This window comes from Flavobacterium silvisoli (assembly GCF_004329815.1).
GTDB classification, from domain to species: Bacteria; Bacteroidota; Bacteroidia; order Flavobacteriales; family Flavobacteriaceae; genus Flavobacterium; species Flavobacterium silvisoli.
The window spans coordinates 115555-139458 of record NZ_SJPE01000003.1; the positions used below are offsets into that span (position 1 = coordinate 115555).

Consider the following 23904-nt stretch of genomic DNA (forward strand, 5'->3'; position numbering starts at 1 on the left):
TCCCCAACTTGGGAGTTTTTTTATGTTAATATTTGTAACATATCTTACCGTTCGGTGTCTACTACAACGTTAAACAAAATCATCAATCAAAAATAAAAATGAGATTAAGAGCATTACTCGTAGTTCTATTGAGCAGTATCAGTTTTTTACAAGCTCAAACTTCAGTTCCTGCCACTATCAACATCGGTAGTATTTCGGGAAAAGTCATCGACAAAAACAGCAAGCAGCCCATTCCTTATGTAAATGTTACTCTTAAACAAGCCGGTAAATTTATAACGGGCGGAATCACACAGGACAATGGAAATTTTACCATAAAAAATTTGGCTTTAGAAAAATATACGGTCGAATTTCAATTTATTGGTTATAAAAAACAAACTGTTGATGTAACGTTGGATGTCAACTCCAAAAGTGTTAGCATGAATACTATTTTATTGGAGGAAGAAGCTGTACAATTGGAAGGGGTAGAAATTGTTAAAGAAAAATCGACTTACGAACAAAAAATTGACCGTAAAGTAATTAATGTTGGAAAAGACTTGATCTCGGCTGGAGCCACTGCAGGCGAAATCATGAACAACATTCCTTCGGTAAGTGTTGATGCGCAAACCAATGCCATTAGTTTAAGAGGAAACGAAAACGTCCGAATTTTGGTAGACGGCAAACCTACCAATATCGATCCATCTCAGTTACTGAAACAAATTCCGTCAGCATCTATCAAACAAATCGAATTAATTACCAACCCTTCAGCAAAGTACAATCCGGAGGGAATGAGCGGCATTATCAATATTGTTTTACACAAAAATGCCGGCCAAGGTTTTAACGGAAGCATCAACAACGGAGTTACTTTCGCAAAAACACCTAAGGTAAATTCATCATTCGATATGAATTATAAAGTGGGTAAATTCAATGTTTACGGCAATTACGGTTTTAATCACGGAAAGCAAAAAAACCATGGTTTTGTGAACAGCTACCAACCCAATGCCGAGAAAGCGGTAGATTTTAATTTTCAAAACAAGAACACCTCGCATTTGTATAAAATTGGTGTTGACTACTATATTGACGACCGCAATACTTTTTCAGCCTACACCACGCAAAATCAATTCTTTTCATCAGGATACAGCACCACTGAAGTAAATTATGACGACCCTGCCATATATGACATTATTCAAAATAACAATGGCAGAAACTACAATCCTTCCGGAACCTACAATTTAGATTACAAACACAAATTCAAAAAAGAAGGCGAAAATATTGAATTAGAATACAACTTCAATCGCAACAAAGGAACCGAGAATACCATTTTCAGGACTTTTACCAATAACACTTCGAGCGATGACCCTAACGACATAACCAATATTAATAACAATACTAAAATCAATTTAGATTACACCAATCCGTTGCCTAATGACGCCCGTTTAGAAGTTGGTTTAGAGACACGCATCGAAAATACCAACAATACTTTCAACCGAAATTATGCTTACAACTCCGATTTTAAATACGAAAGACAAATACATTCGGCTTATGTGACCTATGGTCGCCAATGGACAAAATGGGGCTTTCAAATTGGAACACGTTTTGAAAATTATAAGGCTGATGCCAAATTCAACGCTTTAAATTCAAATGAAGAAAAATTTAACGATCAGATTAACACGTTTTATCCGAGTGGTTATGTGTCATATAAATTATCCGAAAATAACTCGTTTAACTTTAATTACTCAAGAAGAGTAGACCGTCCAAGCATCGGTCAGGTAAACCCCATCAGAGAATGGAGCACTCCAACGGTTTCTTCGATAGGAAATCCGTATTTGAAACCTCAGTTTACCAATTCATTTGAATTGAACTATACCCGAAAAACAAAAATAGGTTCTATCTCTACCGTAGTGTTTTATCGAGTAATTACTCAGGAAATCACCCGTTTAGTTGAAATTGACCCGAATGATCCTAACCGAAACATTTTGTCTTACGACAATTTCAAAGACAACAAATCTTATGGAGCCGAAATTTCAGGAAATTTAGATTTCACTAAATGGTGGAGTGCCAATATCGGTACCGATATTTATTTCAAAACCATCAGAGGTACCGTTTCTTCATCATTTATTGAAAAAGATGTTTCTATTTTCAACGCCAGAATCAACAACACATTCAAAGCTTCTAAAAATCTGCGATTCCAACTTTTCGGTATGTATCGCGGACAAGAACAGGGCTTACAATTTTTAAGAAAAAGCATGTACAAGACAGATCTGGGTGCAAGCTACAATATCCTGAAAGGAAAAGGCACCATCAGTGCTCGAGCCAGCGACATTTTCAACACCATGAATTTCAGCTTCGACGGCGATTTACCGTACAAACAAGACGGTGCCTTTTACTGGGAAAGTCAGTCAATTTATTTAGGATTCAACTATCGCTTTGGGGGTGGTAAAAACGCAGCGCTTCAAAGAAAGCAACGCGACAAAAACGAAACCCAAGGAGGCGGTGGAATGATGTAAAACATCCTATTTAATTTGGTTTAATTAGTGAACGAAAAAGCCATGCATTTGCATGGCTTTTTCAATTTATAGTAATCTGTTTTTACCATTTGATAATAGCGCTTCCCCAAGTAAATCCACTACCGAAAGCCGCAAGAACAATAGTATCACCTTCTTTTATTTTTCCCTGTTCCCATGCTTCGGTCAATGCAATCGGAATGGAAGCTGCAGTAGTATTGCCGTATTTTTGAATGTTATTAAAAACTTGATCGTCAGTCAACTTAAATTTTTGTTGAATGAATTGGGAAATTCTCAAATTGGCCTGATGCGGAATCAACAAATCGATATCGGATACCTGCAAATTGTTGGCCTGTAACCCTTCATTAATAACCTCACTAAAACGAACTACCGCATTTTTAAACACAAACTGTCCGTTCATGTGCGGAAAATAACTTTCGTCCTCCGGATTATCATCCGCTAAAATATCCGTCACCCATCTACCGCCCATTCCGGGAGCCAAAACAGCCAGCTCTTTGGCGTGTTCACCTTCGGAATGCAAATGGGTGGAGAGAATTCCTTTGGTCACATCTTCTTCTCTGCTCAACATGGCAGCTCCTGCTCCATCGCCAAAAATTACGGAAACTCCTCTGCCTCTGTCGGTCATATCCAATCCTAACGATTGCAACTCAGAGGCCACCACCAAAATATTTTTGTACATGCCGGTTTTGATGTACTGGTCAGCGATAGATAAAGCGTAAATGAAACCCGAACATTGGTTTCTGATATCTAAAGCTCCTATGGTGGGCAACCCCAATTCTTTTTGCAAAGAAACTCCGGGACCGGGAAAATAATAATCCGGGGAAATCGTCGCAAACACGATGAAATCTATGTCCTGATAAGCAACTCCCGAACGTTCGATGGCAATTTTGGCGGCCTTCACGCCCATAGAAGTGGTTGTATCTTCACCCCTGATGATGTGTCGTCTTTCTTTGATTCCGGTGCGTTCCTGAATCCATTCGTCACTGGTATCCATGATTTGGGCCAAATCATCGTTGGTTACTACATTATCGGGCACATAAAATCCCAGTCCGCTTATTTTTGAATGAAACATAAAAGTTACTTTTTACTAAAATACATAGCGCAAATTTAACAATCTTATAATGGCAATGATTGTTTTACTGCTGTTTTTAACAATTGATAAAAATTCATACTCATACCAAAGTAATCAAGTTTAACAAAATATTTACTTTTTTGTAACCATTCCACTTTATCTTAGACCTACCTATACAAACAATCAAAACCAATTTTTTAACTTATGAAATTACGTTACAAGCTACTGTTCTTATTCATCGGGTTTGGATTTTCAGCCATTGCCCAGGAAAACCTGACGTATCAAAAACCGTCAGCAGAAATTTTGGCATTGGCCGATTATGAAAGAACGCCCAATGTGAGCATGGATTCTAAAAAACAATACGTGCTTTTCACCTATCGCAACACCTACAAATCACTGGATGATCTGAATCAGGAGGAAATGCGTTTGGGCGGCTTGCGCATCAATCCGGTGACCAACATATCGAGTTCGGTGACTTATGTAAACAATCTCAAGATTCGAAAAATTGCCGATAAAACCGAAACTCAAATCAGCGGTTTGCCAGAAAATCCGAGGATAACCAACATTACTTGGTCTCCCAATGAAAAGAAAATCGCTTTCACCCACACTACCAACACCGGGGTTGAACTTTGGGTACTCGATGTGCTTTCGGCTACCGCCAAAAAAATTACAGAAGCTAACCTCAACGCCAATTTAGGCAATCCATTCAACTGGATGAAAGACAACGAAACCTTATTGGTCAAAATGTTGCCTAAGAATCGTCCGGCACTTATTGATTTAAAAAAAGAACTACCCAAAGGCCCAACCGTCTCTGTGAGCGACGGTTCCAAATCGCAAAACAGAACCTATGCTGATTTATTGAAAAACAAAACCGACGAGACTAATTATGAAACCCTGGTTACTTCTGAATTGTATAAAGTTTCACTAAACGGAAAATCCGAATTGTTTAAACCGGCCGCCATTTACGCCGGAGAAAGTTTTTCGCCCGATGGGAATTATTTGATGGTTACTACCATTCAAAGACCGTATTCGTATGTGGTTCCTATGAGTCGATTTCCGCAAAAAACAGTGGTGTATGATTCGAACGGAACAGAAATTAAAATTGTGAATGAAGTACCGCTAAACGAAGTAATGCCAAAAGGTTTTTCTTCGGTACGCAAAGGCAAAAGAAGCATGAACTGGAGAGCCGACAAGCCTTCAACACTAACCTATGTCGTAGCCTTAGACGAAGGGGACCAAGCCAACAAAGTGGATTTCAGAGATGAAATCTTCAATTGGGAAGCGCCTTTTACTGGTGACCCCAAATCGATTGTAAAAACCAAACAACGTTTTGCCGGCATCACTTGGGGGAACGACACAGTAGCGATAGCTTACGATGATTGGTACGACACCCGAAACACGAAAACGTATCTAATCAATCCGTCAAACCCGAGTCAAGAACCTAAAATCATTTTCGACCGTAACTCACAGGATATTTATGCCGATCCGGGCAATTTTGAAACCAAGCGCAACGAATACAACCGTTACGTATTAGCCATTGAAAACGATAATCTGTATTTGATGGGTGATGGTTTTACCAAAAACGGACAATTCCCTTTTATTGATGAATTCAATTTGAAAACCCTAAAAACGAAACGCCTTTACACCTCAACCTACAAGGACAAAAAAGAAGATTTGTTATCGATTGAAGATTTTAAAAAGGGCGATGTCTTGGTACAATTGCAGTCCAAAACCGACTATCCGAATTACTATTTCCGAAACCTGAAATCGGGTAAATTGACGCCAATTACCAACTTCAAGAATCCGTTTGAAAGCATCAAAAATGTGTACAAGGAAGTGATTACCTACAAGCGAAAAGACGGTGTCGATTTATCGGGAACCCTTTACCTTCCGGCCAATTATGACCGTGTGAAAAAGAACGAAAAACTGCCTTTACTGATTTGGGCTTATCCGGCAGAATTCAAAGACAAAAACTCAGCCGGGCAAAGCGATAAAAATCCCAACGAATTTACATTTCCAAATTATGGTTCGTTTGTCTATTGGGTAACCAAAGGCTATGCTGTGCTTGACGATGCTTCGTTTCCTATTATTGGAGAAGGTACTACCGAACCGAACGACACTTTCCTGCCACAATTGATTGATGACGCGGCGGCGGCTATCGATGCCGTGGATCGTTTGGGTTATATCAACCGCAAGAAGGTCGCTATCGGCGGGCATTCCTACGGTGCATTTATGACCGCTAATTTACTGACACACTCCAATCTTTTTGCCTGTGGTATTGCCCGAAGCGGTGCCTACAACAGAACACTGACGCCATTCGGTTTTCAAAGCGAACAACGCAATTACTGGGATGTACCTAAGGTGTATAATGAAATGTCGCCTTTTATGAATGCTGAAAAAATGAAAACGCCGCTGTTGTTGGTTCATGGTGATGCCGATAACAATCCCGGAACGTTTACATTGCAATCGGAACGCTATTTCCAAGCTTTGAAAGGATTAGGAGCACCGGTACGCCTAGTGTTATTGCCTAAAGAATCCCACGGGTATGCCGCCAAAGAAAATATTTTACACCTGCTTTGGGAACAAGATCAATTCCTCGAAAAGTATTTAAAAAACTAACTGAAAAGCCCCGAAATCAAATTGTTTCGGGGCTTATTTTTTGCAAAAAAACGAAAGTTCCTTCCGGAATGGCCGTGATGTGTTCAAAATAAAACGTTTCATCGTTACGACTTCCTTCTATCAAATAATGACTTCCTCTGAAGTAGCTTTCAGTTACCACAACCTTAAGCTCAGATTCAGGAACGACTTGTAATTGATTGGGGTAAATCAGTTCAACTTTCCCATCAACGACTATTTCGTTTACATCGCCAAAAAGTGACGCCACATATTTGCTTTTCGGATGGCTGTAAATGGTTTCAGGCGAACCGCTTTCTATGATTTTACCTTGTTGTAAGACCAAAACGGCATCGGCAAACGACAAAACATCAGTACTGTCGTGGGTAGCAATGAGAGTGGTAATTTCTTTTTCTTTCAAGTAGCGGAACAACTTACGGCGCAGGCTATTTTTTCTGAAATTATCGATGTGACTGAAAGGTTCGTCCAACAACAAGACTTCGGGTTCCAGTGCCAGAACACGCGCAATAGCGACGCGCTGCATTTGACCTCCGCTGAGATTTTTGGCTTTTACATCGACCCATTCCGTCATTTCAACCACCTCGAGGAGCTCGGCTATACGGGCTTGCTTTTTTTCGGGATAAAAATTGGAAAGATACTTCCCCACATTTTCCGCCACCGTGATGTAGGGCATCAAATCAAAATCCTGCGCCAAATATTTCATGTAAGACATACCGGGTATCAAATGGAACTTAGGTCCCAAGACTTCCTGTTCGTTCCAAAAAATTCGACCTTCATTAAGATCGTACAACCCATAGATGAGCTTTAGCAAAGTACTTTTTCCGCAACCGCTTTCTCCGATTAAAGCCAGTGTCTGCCCTTTTTCGAGTGAGAAATGAATATCGGACACTGTTATGGCATCTGAATAGGAAAAAGAGACTTGTTGTACCTGCAGCATTTTTTTTAAATAATGGACAAATTTACGAAGATTCTGAAAAAGAAAAGAGCCAAACTCAAACATGGAGCTCAGCTCTTTTCACCCTAACCAATAAATAAACAATCTATTTATCTTATATGTATTTTTCAAAAGATTGGGTATTAATTCTTGCTTTTAAATCGTGCAACAAATTATAAAGTCCGAAGAAAGTTCGGTTGATGTATAAGAAATGCTTGGAGCCACGGTTTCCATTCATCTTGCGAAGCTGGGTATCTTTAGAAAATTGTTCTCCCATTTGAGCAATTTGTCCAAAGAACTGTTCATCTGAAAAATCAAAAGTGTCTCCGTGAAACGGCTGGGTAAAGAGGCTCAGCAGCTCGTGAAAAACCTTGGTAAAATACGCCAATTCCTGTTTTGAATCATCGGTTCTCAAAATTTCCAATTCGTATAATTTGGCGGTAAACAATTCGGGATTATTGATTACTTCAGGCCGTGCCAGTTGAAAATACGGGATGTAAAACGCTTCGGGCACCTGCTTCATGCAACCAAAATCTATGGCTACTAAATTGCCTGCCGCATCGATTAAAAAATTCCCGGGATGCGGATCAGCGTGCACTTGTTTTAAATGATGCATTTGATACATATAAAAATCCCACAAAGCCTGTCCTATTTTATCGCCTTTCGCCCTATCCTGATTGTGGGCGGTGAACTCGGAAAGATGCTCGCCGTCTATCCATTCCATTGTGAGGATTTTGTCGGAAGACAGTTCCGGATAATACTTCGGGAAGCGCAAGTTGGCTATCTTTTGGCAATGCTTTGAAATTTCCAGACTTTGTTTGAGTTCCAATACATAATCGGTCTCTTCCAACAATTTATCTTCTACTTCTTTAAAATACTTTTCAGAATCTTTTCCTTTGAGGTTAAACATTCGGATGGCAAAAGGCTTGACCAACGCCAAATCAGAACTGATGCTATCCGACACTCCCGGATATTGAATTTTCACAGCAAAATTTTTCCCATTCTTGGTGGCTTTGTGAACCTGACCAATACTGGCAGCATTAGTAGCATCCGGGGTGAAAGTGTCGAATATAGTTTCGGGATAATGGCCCAAATATTTTTTAAACGTTCGGCGAACCAGAGGCGCTGACAAGGGCGGCACCGAAAATTGCGACAAGGAAAATTTGTCAACGTAGGCTTGCGGCATGATGCTTTTGTCCATGCTGAGCATTTGCGCTACTTTCAAAGCACTTCCTTTCAAGTTTTTTAATCCGTCATAAATATCCTCGGCATTGTTTTCGTTGAGTTTGTCTCGGTTCAAAGAAGGATTGACTATTTTTTCGCCATAATAAGCCACGTAGTTGCCCCCGACTTTGATTCCGGTTTTAACCAATTGGCCGGCGCGTTCGAGTTTTCCGGTTGGAATTTTATCTAATGTTTTCATTTACTGCATTTTTTCTTTCCAAAGGAATTTCCCCAAGTCAAACAAACTCTCCAACGGCTGGGTATCCAACAGGTCCACGGCGGTATTGACTGATTTTTCGATCAATACATCTGTCTTTTCAAATCCTTTAGACGTATCATCGATCCAAAATTTCAATAAAAACAAGAACTGAATCCAAGCGCCTTCAGCATAAACCGTATCTGTGATTTTGGCTACTTTTTGAAAAACCTCCGAAGGTTTGGTCTTTATTTGGTTGGCGATGTAATCTTTGAAGTGGTTTCGAAATTTCTTCAGACTTTTCAAATTCCGTAAGCCTTCTTTGTTATCCTGAAACGAAAACAGCACATAACTTCTGTTTAACGTCAATATTTCAAACAACGTAAAGTACAACGTCAGCAATTTATTTTTATCGGTATAAGTGGTAAAGTCCGGTTCTTTTTCGATGGCAGCCACGGCATTTTCAAAAAATTTAACCCAAATATCCTGTTTCAAAGCATCGAGCGAACCGAAAAAAGAATAAAAATCGCTTTCCTCTATACCGTGTTTCTTGCAGAAAACAAAAGCATTCTTAGGTTCCTCATGCATTTCAAGCACATCATTCATATACAACGAAATGATTTGCAAATCATCTTGCTGTTTTTTCTTTACCTTAGGATTTTTAGTCGTGGCCATACACTTTGAATTTAATAGTGTAAAGATACAAATCGTTTAACTATTATTCAAAATGTTTAAACAAAAAGTTTTGTTAAATTATTATCTGTGAGAGCATAAAAAAAGCGTTCACTTTGGGTGAACGCTTTTTTACAAATGTATATTAGTTATTTTCCTGCTTCTTTTTTGGCATCCTGAACCATTTTTTCGTTGGCTGTGATGGCAAATTCTACGCGGCGGTTTTGACTTCTTCCCTCCGGAGTATCATTGGTAGCAATTGGATCTGCAATCCCCAAACCGGTAGTGGTAAATCGGGTTGACGACAATCCTTTTCCTGCCAAATAGGTCTTTACCGCTGCAGCCCTTTGCTCTGATAATTTCAAATTGTATTCTGCGGTTCCGGTACTGTCAGTGTATCCGTAAATTTGAATATTTGTATCCGGATATTGGTTGAATACAGGTACCAATTTGTCTAAATTCGTCTTAGCAGCGGCAGTCAATGTAGATTTATTGGTATCAAAACGCACAGCATTTTCGCCCAAAACCAAACGGATTCCTTCCCCTACTCTTTCTACCTGAGCACCCGGTAAAGCGGTTTCTATCTCGCGGGCCTGTTTATCCATCTTGTTCCCAATAACTCCACCGGCCACACCGCCAATAACACCGCCTAACACAGCACCCAAAGCACCGTTTCCGCCTTTACCGACATTGTTTCCGATGATACCGCCTAAAACGGCTCCACCTACAGCACCAATTGCAGCACCGCGTTGGGTATTATTTGTGTTTTTTACCGCTTCACAACTGGTAAAAACCGTGGATAGCATTACTAAACTCCCAACTAAAATTGCACTTATCTTTTTCATCTTGCTTAATTTAATTTTTCAAATTGATATACTACATCAGTCATGTTGCCGGCTACGTTGATACGGTCAATCAACTGAAAAGAGGTTTCGGTTTGATTGGCTACACGCAACACATAACCCGATTTTACCGTTTTGGCTTTGGCTTCATCCAAAATTTTCATCACAAACTGGCCTTCTTTGTTGATAAACCAAGTAATGGGGGTGGAATAGGCTGTACATTTCGGACTTTCCAAAGTCATGATTCCTTTGTTGTTATTGGACACAAACTTCCATTTGCTACCAATAAAACACTTCGAATCGGCCAAATCAAACGAAGTGACTTTGATAACGTCAGCACCCGGATAATTTACCGAAGAAATCGTCCAGTTGCCTTTAATAGCTACTTCTGATTTTGTATCCAATTTGGTACTGGTGGCAGAGTTTTTTGATTTACAGGAAAAAATCAAAAGCGATAAGAAACTAATTAGAATAATTTTTTTCATGCTTGTTAGAATTATGTTTTATACAGACAAATATACGTTCATTTTTATAAAGCCCTTTACATTATAACCAATAAATATTATAGAATTATTACTACGCCAATTTGTCATAAGTACTTCAATTGGTATTAGTTTTGAGTAGATAAAATCCAAACGTTTAATTTAAAAAAAAATAACCATATGACAACAGGAAAAATTAATGTATCAGTTGAAAACATCTTTCCGCTCATCAAGAAGTTTTTATACAGCGACCACGAAATTTTCTTGCGCGAGTTAGTATCCAATGCCACAGATGCTACTTTAAAACTAAAACATTTAACCAGTATAGGCGAAGCCAAAGTTGAATACGGCAATCCTATCATTGAAGTTAAGATTGACAAAGAAGGCAAAAAGTTACACATCATCGATCAGGGTTTGGGAATGACCGCCGAGGAGGTTGAAAAATACATCAACCAAATCGCCTTTTCAGGAGCTGAGGAGTTTTTGGAAAAATACAAAGATTCCGCCAAAGATTCCGGAGTAATCGGGCATTTTGGGTTAGGGTTTTACTCTGCCTTTATGGTAGCTTCAAAAGTTGAAATCATCACCAAAAGCTACAAAGACGAACCGGCAGCACACTGGAGTTGTGACGGCAGCCCGGAATTTACCTTGGAACCCCACGACAAAACCGACCGTGGTACCGAAATCATCCTGCACATTGCCGAGGACTCTCTCGAATTCTTGGAAGAATACAGAATCCGCGAATTGTTGACCAAATACAACAAATTCATGCCGGTGCCAATTAAATTCGGAACCAAAAAAGAAGCCTTACCCAAACCGGAAGATGCTCCTGAAGATTATAAAACAGAATATGTTGATGTGGACAACATCATCAACAACCCAACTCCGGCCTGGACCAAGCAACCGAGCGATTTAAAAGAAGACGATTATAAAGATTTTTACCGCGAATTGTACCCCATGCAGTTCGAAGAGCCGTTGTTCAACATTCACCTGAATGTAGATTACCCATTTAATTTAACCGGGATTTTATATTTCCCAAAATTGGATGCCAATCTACAAGTACAAAAAGACAAAATCCAGTTGTACCAAAATCAAGTATTTGTAACCGATAATGTGGAAGGCATCGTACCGGAATTCTTAGTGATGTTACGCGGAGTCATTGATTCACCTGATATTCCGCTGAATGTATCGCGTTCCTATTTGCAAGCCGATGGCAATGTGAAGAAAATCTCCAATTACATCACCCGTAAAGTCGCCGATAAACTGAAATCACTGTTTAATGAAAACCGACAAGATTTTGAAAGCAAGTGGAACGACATTAAAATTGTCTTAGAATACGGTATGCTTTCGGAACCTAAGTTTTACGAAAAAGCAGGCGACTTCGTTTTATATCCGAGCGTTGACGGCAAATACTACACTTTAGCCGAATTGAAAGAAGCCATTTCGGCCAACCAAACCGACAAGAACGGAAAATTGGTCGTGCTGTACGCTTCCAACAAAGACGCGCAACACGGCTATATTGAAATTGCCAAAGAAAAAGGCTACGAAGTATTATTGTTAGATTCGCCTATTGTTTCCCACTTGATTCAAAAGCTGGAAAGCGATAACGAGAACCTGACTTTTGTTCGTGTCGATTCGGATCACATCGACAAATTGATTCAAAAAGAAGATACCCAGATTTCAAAATTATCGGAAGAAGAAACCACCAAGCTAAAAACGGTTTTGGAAGAAATTGTACCGAAAACCAATTACTCTGTGCAATTAGAACCAATGGACAGCACCGCAGCGCCTTTCATCATCACACAGCCCGAATTCATGCGTCGTATGAAAGAAATGAGTCAAACCGGCGGCGGTATGTTTGGCATGGGCAACTTCCCGGAAATGTACAATTTGGTGGTCAACACCAACTCGGATTTGGCCACGACCATCTTGACTACCGAAGACAAATCGGTTCAGGAAAGCTTGGTGAAACAAGCCTTAGACCTCGCCAAAATTTCACAAGGATTATTGAAAGGCGAAGAACTGACGGCTTTTGTCAAACGCAGTTTTGAATTGATTAAATAAAACAAACTGTTCTTCAATTCTGAATTAAATCAGAACAAATTGAAAACAACCTTATAACCCTGTCAGCATACCGCCGACAGGGTTTCTTATTTTGCAAAATCAAACACCGCAAGATTGGCACACTTTCTCTGAATTTCGTTTAGTACTTTTGCTTCAAAGTTTACTACCATGTTAAACAGCATCTTAGCATACATCAACAACCATCCGGAAGAAACAATCAGCCTGGAAAAATTGTCGGCCATCAGCGGATACTCCCCTCATTATCTGCACCGAAAACTGGGAGAGGAACTCAACGAACCCATTGGCAGTTATATAATCAGACAGCGCATCCAAACCGCCGCCTATTTATTGGCCATGACATCATTAAAAATCAGCGAAATCAAAGCATTGGTAGGATATTCAAACGACAGTGCCTTTGCCAGAGTTTTTAAAGCGCACAAAGGCATAAGTCCGAAAGCCTTTCGAAACCGCCAAAAAGAAGTCCTTCAGAGTGACCAACCTCAAGACAATTATCTTTCGCTCTGCCACGAAACGGTAAAAATAGCAGAACAGGAAGCCTACATTTTTCCGCATTTGTGCCACTATTTGAGCAAAGAAAGTTATGCTGTCTGGGAAAAGGTTGAATGGTTTCTGAACGAAAACAAACTCCACAAAAACGACTTTGACTACTATGCCATTTTGCACGATTGCCCCAATGTAAACAATTCGGAATTATTGCGGTACGATGCAGCATTGGTTCCGAAAAACGGACAAAAGCTTCCATTGTCCAAATTGTTTCAAACCACGGTACTGGGCGGTACATTCATCCGATATAAATTTTGCTGTCCGGTAGCCTCTTATGCCGCCACAGCAACTTTGGTCAACAACCATTTGTTTAGTTTAGAAGATGCCGAGCACTCCGCCGGAGTATCGTATTTTAAATTCAACACACTACCCGACTATCAAAATCCGGACAATCAATTTATCGAATGGTACCTACCCGTTAATTAATTAAATAAACCACAAAATGAAAAAAAGAATTGTAAGCTGCCTGATGATTATCGGGGCGGCAGGAATGTTATTTGCCTTTGGCGACCTGTTAATTCCGCAGGAAAATGTCATTTTTGACGCAGATAAAAACCCATCGGACTTTGCCGAATTAGTAACCACAACAAATTTTCGATACTGGGCTGCCCGGGGATTTCTGGGAGTACTCATGGAGATGATTGGTACGGTAGGATTGTATTTGTACCTGCAAAAAACCAAGGCAGAAAAAACCGCATTCATAGGCTTGCTTCTGAGTCTAACCCACCAAATACTCGGATTTGGCGTATTCAGCATTATTTATTTTATGTTTCCGGTTCTCGGAACGCTTTACCAACAAGGCAATACCTCGGTTATGGCATATGCCACCATGAAAGATGAACTGGCCCTACTGATGGGAAGTTCCTTACTCATTACCCTGACCGGTTTGGCCTTTATGGCGGTGGCAATCTGGCGCTCGGGCAAATTGCCCAAATGGAGCGGATGGCTGGTATTTCTGGGGTTTTTCCTGATTCCGTTTCCCTGAGTGATCGTGCAGTTTATGGCCAATATGATTTGGGGCTGCGCCTATTTCTGGATGGCTTTTACCGTGTATAAAAACCCACCGTTTCAAAAATAATCATCAATCAAAAAATCAATCAAAAAACCTACGAGTGAAAACTTGTAGGTTTTTTTCATACATTAGCACTAAGCTAATCCTTTTTATATGAAAAAAATTCTCTTTTTATTGACTTTGCTTCCATTGGCTGCCTTTGCCAAATTTTTTGACGGAACCATAAATTTCAATGACGGTACTTCTAAAACCGGTTTAATAGAACTTCCGGCAGAACCCAGTGAACAAACACTCAAATTCAAAACCGATTTAAAAGCTAAACCGGAAAGTTTTGACATTAACAATGTGAAAGGATTTGAAATCACCAGTGGCAGAGATGCAACACCAACCAAATTCATCCCAATTTTCCTGGCGAGAGGACCATTATTTGGAACCAAAGAATGTAAGATTGACAAAAAAAAGTCTTGGGTACGCATTGAAAAAGAAGGAAAAATAACCTTATACTCCAGCTACATTGGGTATCGTCCGGGTGTTAGAGGAGGTGCCGTGCATGACTCAGGTTGGCCTGCACAAACCAATTTTTTCCTCGGACGCCCCGGTAAAGATTATGCCGTATTCTTCTGGATGTATATGGAGAGTTCAGGTGGTATGATTGCCGTAAATAATTTTAAAGTCATCCAAAGACTGACTCGAGAACACTTTGAGGCAGATTGCCCAAGCTTAGAAACGTTTATTGACAAAAATGATTTCAAAACCAATGGTATCTCGCGTATTGTAGAGCTTTATGATGAGCACTGCGGAACCAAATAATTACCTAAAAACTCATGAAAAGCATAATCACCTTACTGCTTCTAATTTCAGGATTGACCTCCTTTTCGCAAACAGATAAAGTTATCGGAGAGTACTCCCTTAAACTCGGGACCAAAGAAAATAACTTATTTGAATATGACTTGACGTTGGCTCAGGATGGGACATTTACTTTTCATTACCATTCAAAGATTAAAAACGGAATTCCGCCCGAGGTAGATAAATACGGAAAGGGAAAATGGGAACTCAACAAGGATATAATCTCATTCTTCTGCGAAAAAACAATTGATATTGATGACAAAAACACCTTGGATTTTTCCAATTCAAAAGCACGATTTGTTACTAAATCACCCAGGGACACCTCTGACCGAATCATCAAAACAAAACTATTGTTTTTAGAATCTGAAATTTTGTGGATGAAACGAATTGAATTGTTCAAAATGTAATTATTGGCAAAATCTCAAAGATTTTTCACAACACAAAAACATAAATACTATAAAAAAACGCCCAAGTTTTACTTGGGCGTTCTTATTTAAAATACTATTTATTTTAATTATAAAAATATTGAACCGAAATAGAATGACTACCCTCATTCCATTCTCTGGTTGACGGGAAATTTTGTCCATTATAAGTGTAATTATAGGACATGGTCTCCGAAGGAAAACCGTCATGACTCTCAGTCAGCATATTATGAAAAACTCCCGTAGGATCCCCATCAGTAAAATTAACTTTATCAAGCCCGGTTATATTTTTAAACGGACTGTTTTTAGAATCATAACTATACATATACATACCTCCTGAATCCATATCTATCATACTCACATCTCCATTGTTTAAATAAATAGTTCCCGAATCGGAAAAATTACTTTGAACACTGGCATTCCCATATAACTTAGTTACCGAAATGGTACCGTCACTATTGTGGGTATAAAGCTCTCTGCTGCCATAATCATTAGTGAGTTCTATCCAACCATAACTGATTAATTGATTGTTGCTATTATAGTCATACGTTTCTTTGTAAATCCAAACATCAGAGTCATCAAAGTAATCTATTCTCGTAAGCAAGTCACCGGTATAATAGAACTTCTCGTAATAGCCATTAGACGACATTGATTTCTGTATCTTCTTTCCACTGTAAACATAAGTTGTTGTTATAGGTGTACCATTATCATAAGTCGCAATTGACTTTGTCATCAACACATCATTCTCAGCAGCAGGAGAAGAATCACTAGAGGAGCAGGAAGTAAACAACAAAGTCGATAATACCGTCAGCACAAGTATTTTTTTCATACAATAACATTTTTAAAATTTAGTGAGACAAGTATATGAAAAATTAACACGAAACCAATCCTAAATAAAAAAAACATCCCTCCACTTCCCGAAACACCATACAAACAACACTAATCTTTAGGGTAATACTAAACTTTATTAGGGTTTTTCTAAATTTCAATAGCATAATCATAAATTTAATCAGGGTAATCATAAATTTTATTAGGGTAATAATAAACCCCCTTTGTTTAATCCTAAATTTCATTAGTGTAATCATAAATATCTTTAGCATAATACTAAATTTAATCAAAACTATACCGTATTTAATTACAATAAATACTAAATTTGATTGTACCAAAAATTAGTAATCAAATAACAATCAACATGAAACCAAATCCAAACACATTGGCCAAACTCCCACACATGGGCACCTTCATCAAAAATAAAATCCAGGAACAAAACATAACTTATGCCGAAACAGCACGCAGAATGAACATCAAACAATCTACCCTAAACGGCTACTTCATTCAGGAAACCCTGCAAACAAGAATAATTTGGAAACTATCTCAAGCACTAAACTACAACCTCTTCACCGATATCATTCAACTACTCCCCGAAGAACTCCAAAACACCAATAAAACCAGCTTCCAACAAACCATCCAAACCCAACAACAGGAAATAAACGATCTGAAAAAAGAAATCTCTATTTACAAAGAAATCCTATCCCTAAAACCATAAAAAAACCGCCCCAATAAAAGGAGCGGTAACTTTATATAATGAGTAACATAATGTCACCCTAAGCCTGTCGAAGGGCATAACTCACATCTCAATTGTCACCCTGAGCCTATCGAAGGGCATAACTCACATCTCAATTGCCACCCTGAGCTTGTCGAAGGGCATAACTCACCATCTCAATTGTCACCCTGAGCTTGTCGAAGGGCATAACTCACATCTCAATTGTCACCCTGAGCCCGTCGAAGGGCATAACTCATATCTCAATTGTCACCCTGAGCCTGTCGAAGGGCATAACTCACATCTCAATTGTCACCCTGAGCCTGTCGAAGGGCATAACTCACATCTCAATTGTCACCCTAAGCCTGTCGAAGGGCATAACTCACATCTCAATTGTCACCCTGAGCTTGTCGAAGGGCATAACTCACATCTCAATTGTCACCCTGAGCCCGTCGAAGGGCATAACTCATATCTCAATTGTCACCCTGAGCCTGTCGAAGGGCATAACTCATATCTCAATTGTCACCCTGAGCTTGTCGAAGAGCATAACAGTAAGTAACTATTTACTCAAGTACATCTTACGTCGCGAGTACAACTCGTAGAATTGGTCGTCTTTTAAATCGTCAATAAATAAAATACTCTCGCCCGTTGATTTCATTTCAGGCCCCAAGGCTTTATTTACATTTGGAAATTTGCTGAAAGAGAATACCGGTTGCTTGATGGCAAAACCATTTAATTTAGGTGCAAATGTAAAATCGGTTACTTTATTTTCGCCCAACATAACTTTGGTCGCATAATTCACATAAGGTTCTCCATAAGCTTTAGCAATAAAAGGCACGGTTCGCGAAGCTCTCGGATTGGCTTCGATGATGTACACAATATCGTCTTTAATAGCAAATTGTATATTAATCAATCCTACTGTTTTCAGAGCTAAAGCTATCTTTTTGGTGTGATCTTTAATCTGTTGCATCACAAACTCTCCCAAATTAAAAGGAGGCAAAGTCGCATTTGAATCGCCCGAGTGAATACCGCACGGTTCTATGTGCTCCATGATACCGATGATGTATACATTTTCGCCGTCGCAAATAGCATCTGCTTCAGCCTCAATAGCGCCATCCAAATAATTATCCAACAATAATTTATTGCCCGGAATGTTTTTCAGCAAATCAATCACATGTTCTTCTAATTCCTGCTTGTTGATAACAATCTTCATCCCCTGCCCACCCAATACGTATGAAGGGCGAACCAGTAAAGGAAAATCGAGCACATCTGCCAAAGCCGACGCCTGGTCAGCGTTTTCGGCTACGCCAAACTTAGGAAACGGTATGTGTAGCTGTTCCAGTAATTCCGAAAATCTTCCTCTGTCCTCAGCCAAGTCCAAAGCGTCAAAAGAAGTTCCCAATATTTTGATCCCGTAACGGTCTAGTTTTTCTGCCAGTTTTAAAGCAGTCTGTCCTCCTAATTGTACAATGACACCTTCCGGTTTTTCATGTCGGATAATGTCATAGATGTGCTCCCAAAAAACAGGCTCAAAGTACAACTTATCGGCGGTATCAAAATCGGTTGAAACCGTTTCGGGGTTACAGTTAATCATGATGGTTTCATAACCGCATTCTTTAGCAGCTAAAACCCCATGCACACAAGAGTAATCAAACTCGATACCCTGCCCTATTCTATTAGGTCCTGAACCCAAAACCACAACTTTTTTCTTAGGTGTCACAACACTTTCATTCTGCACATAGCGCTCTCCTGTGGCCGTTTCAATTTCAGCTTCAAAAGTCGAATAGTAATACGGCGTCTTGGCCTTGAACTCGGCAGCACAGGTGTCTACCAATTTATACACGCGTTTGATGTTCATCTCCTCGCGCAGCTTGTAAACCTGACTTTCCAAACAGCCCATCATGTGAGCAATCTGGCGGTCTCCGTATCCTTTTTGTTTGGCTTCTAACAATAGTTCCTTTGGTAAAGTATCCACTTTATAGTTAGAAATCTCTCTTTCCAACAAGTATAATTCTTCGTATTGTTTGAGAAACCACATGTCTATTTTGGTGATTTCATGGATGCGGCTCAACGGAATACCCATAGCAATAGCATCATAAATCACAAAGACTCTGTCCCAACTGGCAAAAGTCAGTTTTTCTATAATCTGCTCGTAATTTTTATATCCTTTGCCGTCTGCACCTATTCCGTTGCGCTTAATTTCCAAAGATTGAGTCGCTTTATGCAAGGCTTCCTGAAACGAACGACCAATTCCCATAACTTCGCCCACCGATTTCATTTGCAGGCCCAACGTTCTATCAGAGCCTTCAAACTTATCGAAGTTCCAGCGCGGGATTTTTACGATAACATAATCTAAGGTTGGTTCGAATAAGGCGGAAGTCGATTTAGTGATTTGGTTTTGAAGTTCGTCCAAATGATAGCCCAAAGCCAATTTGGTGGCGATTTTGGCAATGGGATACCCCGTAGCTTTTGACGCCAAAGCCGAAGAACGGGAAACACGCGGATTAATCTCGATAGCAACAATATCTTCTTTCTCATCGGGGGAAACAGCAAATTGTACGTTACACCCACCGGCAAAATTTCCGATGGAGCGCATCATCAAAATAGCCATGTCTCTCATCTTTTGGAAAGTGGTATCAGATAATGTCATGGCTGGTGCTACAGTGATGGAATCTCCGGTATGAATTCCCATAGGATCCATATTTTCGATGGAGCAGATGATGACTACATTGTCGTTTTTATCACGGAGTAATTCCAATTCGTATTCTTTCCAACCCAGTAAAGCCTTATCAATCAATACTTCGTGTATAGGTGATGCTTCTAAACCGCGAGTAAGCAACTCATCGAAATCTTCTTTTTTGTGTACAAAAGCAGCTCCGGTTCCGCCCAATGTAAATGACGGCCGAATCACCAGCGGGAAACCGAATTCCTGAGCAATTTCTTTTCCTTTTAAGAATGAAGTGGCTGTTTTGGCGGGCGCTGTAGGCACCTTTATTTTTTCGAGTAATTGTTTGAACTGTTCGCGGTCCTCGGTAATATTGATGGCATTAATGTCTACTCCTATTAACCTCACACCAAAATCTTTCCAGATTCCTTTTTCATCTGCCTCCAAACAAAGATTCAAGGCGGTTTGCCCGCCCATGGTAGGCAATACTGCGTCAATTTGCGGGTGTTCTTTGAGGATTTGAATGATGGATTTGGTAGTTAAAGGCAGAAGGTAAACATGGTCGGCCATACTAGGATCAGTCATAATCGTTGCCGGATTGGAGTTGATCAAAATAACTTCGATTCCTTCTTCTTTCAGAGAACGTGCTGATTGAGAACCAGCATAATCAAATTCACAGGCTTGTCCGATAACAATAGGACCGGAACCAATAATTAAAACCGATTTAATGGAGTTGTCTTTGGGCATTGTAGTTAGTTGTTGTTTGTTGTAGTTAGTTGTATTCTGTTAGGAGACCCTAGCCCCGATGGCAGTGGAAATCCTTTTTATTTTTTGTTTTTAAAAATAAAAAGATTGTAATGAACAGCGGGAAATAGCTCCTAATATTTATCATTATTTATAAACAAGTTAAAAAAAAGCCGTTACTGATAAAAGTAACGGCTTGGTATTGATTAATGCTAATCATTATTTTTTGTGTCTTGGTTCGCAAGATACGGTTAATTTATGTCTTCCTTTAGCTCTACGACGCGCAAGGACCTTTCTTCCATTTGCAGAAGCCATTCTGTCCATAAATCCGTGTTTATTTCTTCTTTTTCTTTTCGATGGTTGAAACGTTCTTTTGCTCATTGCTTTGTATCTTTAAAATCGTGTATTAATATCTTTGGTATACGGCTTCTTCAAAACCGAGTGCAAATATACAAACCTTTTTTTTTCTGGCAAGTAGTTTTATAAAAATATTTTCAATTCCTTTTATTACCTTTGCGACCACAAAAATAACTATTATGTTCCACAGATTTATTAAATTAATTATAGCGGCTTTATTGGTAGCCACAGCCGTTTGGCAATTCTCGGAAAGCAATATCGGAAACGGAATTTTCCTGATTTTACTGACTGCTATTCCAATTTTCCTTTATTACAAAAATGAATTTATATTGATGGCATTCCTGAAATTGAGAAAGCAGGATTTTGCAGGAGCCAAAATGTGGTTAGATAAAATCAAAAATCCGGAAACGGCCTTAGTAAGAAAACAACAAGGGTACTACAATTACCTACACGGATTGATGTTGTCGCAAACCAATTTACACCAATCGGAGAAGTTTTTCAAAAAAGCCATCGAGTTAGGATTGAGCATGGACATGGATTTGGCCGTAGCCAAATTAAACTTGGCCGGGATTGCCATGTCAAGAAGACGTAAACTGGAAGCGACCGCTTTACTCAACGAAGCTAAAAAACTGGACAAACAAAATATGCTCGCTGATCAAATCAAAATGATGAAAGAGCAGATGAAGAAGATTTAAGCAAACAACAATATATTTTAAAAAAAAACATCCCGGTTTCCCGGGATGTTTTTTTTTATTTAGTCAATAGCATTTTACCGGCTATAATCAGCAGTACCACGCCGAATATTTTTCGCAATGTTTTTTGATCAATATTGATGGCTATTTTGCTTCCGTAATAACTTCCTATGATAAAAAAGACAGCAATAATCATCGCGTATTTCCATTCAATTTGTCCGGCTTTGTGATAATTTAAGACGGCTAAAAATGCTATGGGTGGCAACATCACGGCTAAACTTGTTCCCTGAGCTTGCTGTTGTGTCAATCCTATAAACAAAAGCATTGGTACAATTATAATGCCCCCGCCAATTCCAATTAGTCCACTAAGCATCCCTGCTAGAACACCAACAAAAACCAGAATTAAAACCGTTGACCCATCCATCTTCATAATTTAATATCCTGATAAGGGAATTTTGATTTCGTATCGCTTTTTAGCGGGATTTATCAACTTTTTATCTCGCAACCAAGGATTTTGAATTTTCAAGAGTTTATAATTGATTCCTTGTGAAAAGGCAAAACTGGCCAAATCATTGATGGTGCTGTCAACTGCAACGACTTTGGTGGGAATCGGCGGATACAAATCGCTTGGATAAATGCTGAACCCGTATTTTGCGGGCTGTTTCATGATTTCTTTCAAGGCCAAAATTCGGAAAACATAACGCGATGTTTCTTCTGTAAGTCCCAAATCATAATAATTGGTAACCTTTTGCTCTTCTATTTTTTTACTCAAACCATTCATTCCTCCGTTGTAGGATGCCGCAGCCATAGTCCAGGACCCAAATTTTTGTTTAGCCGCTAAAAAATATTTACAAGCAGCCTCGGTAGATTTTTCTAAATGATAGCGTTCATCAACAATGTCGTTGACCTCCATCCCTTTTTCTTTGGCCGTATCGGGCATAAACTGCCAAACCCCCTTGGCTCCTGCCGGAGAAGATGCGTTTATCAATCCGCTTTCAATCACGGCTAAATATTTAAAATCGTCAGGCACTCCGTATTGTTGCAATATTGGTTCAATAATAGGAAATACTCGGTTGGCACGTTTTATAATCAAAGCTGTAGTAGCATCTAAATTAGCATTAATAAGCAACTCTCGGTCCAAGCGTTCTTTTACGTCAACAATTTGCAACGGTGTAAGTTCACCGGCAAAATCAACACTTTCCGGAAAATAACTGGCAGTGCCCTCATGCATGGCTTTGTCTTTATTGTCACCGGCTACGCCAAAAACCAATATTCCGGAAATCAAAACCGCTGCAAGTGTCGATAATAGGGCTTTATTCGTTTTCATAATACTTTATTTATCTTGTAAATCTACAAAAATCAGACCGCAATCGTCCCTATTCTAACATAATTTTAGGCAAATTGTCATTGAGCCAGCGGTATTTTGTGAGAATCATAATATGAGTCCCGCCTTTTACAATCATACATTTTTTTATGTGCTTAATCGGGAAAACTTCATCCGCATCGCCATGAATATGAATGACTTCGGGATCAATAACCTCCCTATTCCAATTAATAATGTTTTCTATCGACCAGTCTAAATAATGCTTGTCGCGAACCGAAAGAAACTTTTCATACAATTTAAGTCGTTGTTTAGCATAATCACCCAAAGCAAACTTGGCCAGCTTATCTATGTTTTCAAATAGTTTGGTAGGGATGAGTTTGTAGGCCTTAGTTGCTTTTGCCACTTTCATACGCCTAGGCAGTTCGGTATTTGACTTGACGCTGGAGATGATAATGACTTTGCTTGGTTTAACAAACGATTTCATTTCCTGAACCAGAATACCGCCAAAAGAAACCCCTACTAAAACAGCATTTTCGTGTTGCACCTTTTGTGCCATCCTCCGGGCATAATTTTGCAGGGATTCTTCTTTCTCCGGAAGCATCCACTCAAGCAAATGCATCTCAAAAGTATCGGTTGGCAGTTGTATTCGCTCAAAAATGGTAGAACTGGCCGCCATTCCGGGCATGAAGTAAACATGAATTTTTGACATTATTTAACGTTAAACTGGTGATTTTTTAGTAAATTTGCATAAAAATAATCCTTTTATTTTACTTGATTATGAACACAACTGTTTTTTCGGAAAAAATAGAAATCAAAGACAATACTTTTGCCCGCCAATTTGAAACTTTGGTTGACGGGAAGATGATTTCTGTAGAATATTCATTTCAAGAAAAGAAAATATTCCTGACAAGAATAAATACTTTTGATGGTTTTGAAGATGAAGAATTTATCACTGATTTGTTAAAAAATATAATGGAGATTGCCTACGAGAGGAAACTGAAAGTAGTTCCGATTTTGCCAAAAATTGCGCAATTCTTCAGAAAACATACCACGTACCGCGATTTGCTGCCTCCCGGAATTAAAATTTAAGGGATATCGAATTACGAAAAAAGTCGTT

Annotated in this window: 22 protein-coding genes; 10 read left to right on the forward strand and 12 right to left on the reverse strand. The window is 39.2% G+C overall.

Annotated features, from left to right (window positions below):
• Positions 1-98 precede the first annotated feature (98 nt).
• Complete coding sequence (locus EZL74_RS04175; protein ID WP_131475339.1) at positions 99-2483, forward strand: TonB-dependent receptor domain-containing protein; 2385 nt, start codon at positions 99-101, stop codon at positions 2481-2483.
• Between the two features lie 82 nt (positions 2484-2565).
• On the opposite strand, the gene EZL74_RS04180 is transcribed toward EZL74_RS04175, so the two are convergent.
• Positions 2566-3573 (reverse strand): 3-oxoacyl-ACP synthase III family protein, encoded by a 1008-nt coding sequence (locus EZL74_RS04180; protein ID WP_131475340.1) that lies wholly within the window; start codon positions 3571-3573, stop codon positions 2566-2568.
• A 204-nt stretch (positions 3574-3777) separates the two neighbouring features.
• Between EZL74_RS04180 and EZL74_RS04185 the strand changes: the two genes are divergently transcribed.
• Positions 3778-6192, forward strand: a complete 2415-nt coding sequence (locus tag EZL74_RS04185; RefSeq protein WP_131475341.1) for an alpha/beta hydrolase family protein — start codon at positions 3778-3780, stop codon at positions 6190-6192.
• Positions 6193-6208: 16 nt separating this feature from the next.
• Here EZL74_RS04185 and EZL74_RS04190 read toward each other — a convergent pair whose 3' ends face one another.
• From EZL74_RS04190 to EZL74_RS04210, 5 genes are all read right to left on the reverse strand, one after another.
• On the reverse strand, positions 6209-7144 hold the full coding sequence (locus EZL74_RS04190) for an ABC transporter ATP-binding protein (RefSeq protein ID WP_131475342.1): 936 nt from the start codon (positions 7142-7144) through the stop codon (positions 6209-6211).
• A gap of 112 nt (positions 7145-7256) precedes the next feature.
• A complete protein-coding gene (locus EZL74_RS04195; RefSeq protein ID WP_131475343.1) occupies positions 7257-8564 on the reverse strand; it encodes an ABC1 kinase family protein in 1308 nt (435 codons plus the stop codon).
• Complete coding sequence (locus EZL74_RS04200; RefSeq protein ID WP_131475344.1) at positions 8565-9236, reverse strand: TetR family transcriptional regulator C-terminal domain-containing protein; 672 nt, start codon at positions 9234-9236, stop codon at positions 8565-8567.
• 146 nt (positions 9237-9382) lie between these two features.
• Positions 9383-10078, reverse strand: a complete 696-nt coding sequence (locus EZL74_RS04205; protein ID WP_131475345.1) for an OmpA family protein — start codon at positions 10076-10078, stop codon at positions 9383-9385.
• 5 nt (positions 10079-10083) lie between these two features.
• Positions 10084-10560 carry a lipocalin family protein gene (locus tag EZL74_RS04210; protein ID WP_131475346.1) on the reverse strand — a complete coding sequence of 159 codons (477 nt, stop codon included), beginning with the start codon at positions 10558-10560 and terminating at the stop codon, positions 10084-10086.
• Between the two features lie 177 nt (positions 10561-10737).
• Here EZL74_RS04210 and htpG point away from each other — a divergent pair, with 177 nt between their 5' ends.
• The 5 genes from htpG (at position 10738) to EZL74_RS04235 (ending at position 15450) form a co-directional block, all read left to right on the forward strand.
• Positions 10738-12621, forward strand: coding sequence for a molecular chaperone HtpG (gene htpG / locus EZL74_RS04215; RefSeq protein WP_131475347.1), 1884 nt, complete (start codon positions 10738-10740; stop codon positions 12619-12621).
• Positions 12622-12789: 168 nt separating this feature from the next.
• Positions 12790-13611 (forward strand): AraC family transcriptional regulator, encoded by an 822-nt coding sequence (locus EZL74_RS04220; RefSeq protein ID WP_131475348.1) that lies wholly within the window; start codon positions 12790-12792, stop codon positions 13609-13611.
• Between the two features lie 16 nt (positions 13612-13627).
• Complete coding sequence (locus tag EZL74_RS04225; protein WP_131475349.1) at positions 13628-14170, forward strand: DUF6796 family protein; 543 nt, start codon at positions 13628-13630, stop codon at positions 14168-14170.
• A 180-nt stretch (positions 14171-14350) separates the two neighbouring features.
• A complete protein-coding gene (locus tag EZL74_RS04230) occupies positions 14351-15007 on the forward strand; it encodes a hypothetical protein (RefSeq protein ID WP_131475350.1) in 657 nt (218 codons plus the stop codon).
• A 14-nt stretch (positions 15008-15021) separates the two neighbouring features.
• Positions 15022-15450 carry a hypothetical protein gene (locus tag EZL74_RS04235; RefSeq protein ID WP_131475351.1) on the forward strand — a complete coding sequence of 143 codons (429 nt, stop codon included), beginning with the start codon at positions 15022-15024 and terminating at the stop codon, positions 15448-15450.
• A gap of 103 nt (positions 15451-15553) precedes the next feature.
• On the opposite strand, the gene EZL74_RS04240 is transcribed toward EZL74_RS04235, so the two are convergent.
• Positions 15554-16294 carry a hypothetical protein gene (locus tag EZL74_RS04240; protein ID WP_131475352.1) on the reverse strand — a complete coding sequence of 247 codons (741 nt, stop codon included), beginning with the start codon at positions 16292-16294 and terminating at the stop codon, positions 15554-15556.
• Between the two features lie 363 nt (positions 16295-16657).
• Here EZL74_RS04240 and EZL74_RS04245 point away from each other — a divergent pair, with 363 nt between their 5' ends.
• Positions 16658-17011, forward strand: coding sequence for a helix-turn-helix domain-containing protein (locus tag EZL74_RS04245; RefSeq protein WP_131475353.1), 354 nt, complete (start codon positions 16658-16660; stop codon positions 17009-17011).
• Between the two features lie 553 nt (positions 17012-17564).
• Here EZL74_RS04245 and carB read toward each other — a convergent pair.
• Positions 17565-20417, reverse strand: coding sequence for a carbamoyl-phosphate synthase large subunit (gene carB / locus EZL74_RS04250; protein ID WP_131475354.1), 2853 nt, complete (start codon positions 20415-20417; stop codon positions 17565-17567).
• Positions 20418-20633: 216 nt separating this feature from the next.
• Positions 20634-20795 (reverse strand): 50S ribosomal protein L34, encoded by a 162-nt coding sequence (gene rpmH / locus EZL74_RS04255; protein WP_007136275.1) that lies wholly within the window; start codon positions 20793-20795, stop codon positions 20634-20636.
• A gap of 155 nt (positions 20796-20950) precedes the next feature.
• On the opposite strand from rpmH, the gene EZL74_RS04260 reads away from it, so the two are divergent.
• Positions 20951-21466 (forward strand): DUF2892 domain-containing protein, encoded by a 516-nt coding sequence (locus EZL74_RS04260; RefSeq protein WP_131475355.1) that lies wholly within the window; start codon positions 20951-20953, stop codon positions 21464-21466.
• A gap of 55 nt (positions 21467-21521) precedes the next feature.
• Here EZL74_RS04260 and EZL74_RS04265 read toward each other — a convergent pair whose 3' ends face one another.
• Genes EZL74_RS04265 through EZL74_RS04275 form a run of 3 tightly spaced genes read right to left on the reverse strand, consistent with a single transcriptional unit; the run spans position 21522 to position 23496 of the window.
• Positions 21522-21887, reverse strand: a complete 366-nt coding sequence (locus EZL74_RS04265) for a sulfite exporter TauE/SafE family protein (RefSeq protein ID WP_131475356.1) — start codon at positions 21885-21887, stop codon at positions 21522-21524.
• Positions 21888-21896: 9 nt separating this feature from the next.
• Complete coding sequence (locus EZL74_RS04270; RefSeq protein ID WP_131475357.1) at positions 21897-22790, reverse strand: lytic transglycosylase domain-containing protein; 894 nt, start codon at positions 22788-22790, stop codon at positions 21897-21899.
• A 49-nt stretch (positions 22791-22839) separates the two neighbouring features.
• Positions 22840-23496: an alpha/beta hydrolase gene (locus EZL74_RS04275; RefSeq protein WP_131475358.1), complete on the reverse strand. Its 657-nt coding sequence runs from the start codon at positions 23494-23496 to the stop codon at positions 22840-22842.
• A gap of 68 nt (positions 23497-23564) precedes the next feature.
• Between EZL74_RS04275 and EZL74_RS04280 the strand changes: the two genes are divergently transcribed.
• Positions 23565-23876, forward strand: coding sequence for a GNAT family N-acetyltransferase (locus EZL74_RS04280; RefSeq protein WP_240034551.1), 312 nt, complete (start codon positions 23565-23567; stop codon positions 23874-23876).
• The last annotated feature ends 28 nt before the right edge of the window (positions 23877-23904 follow it).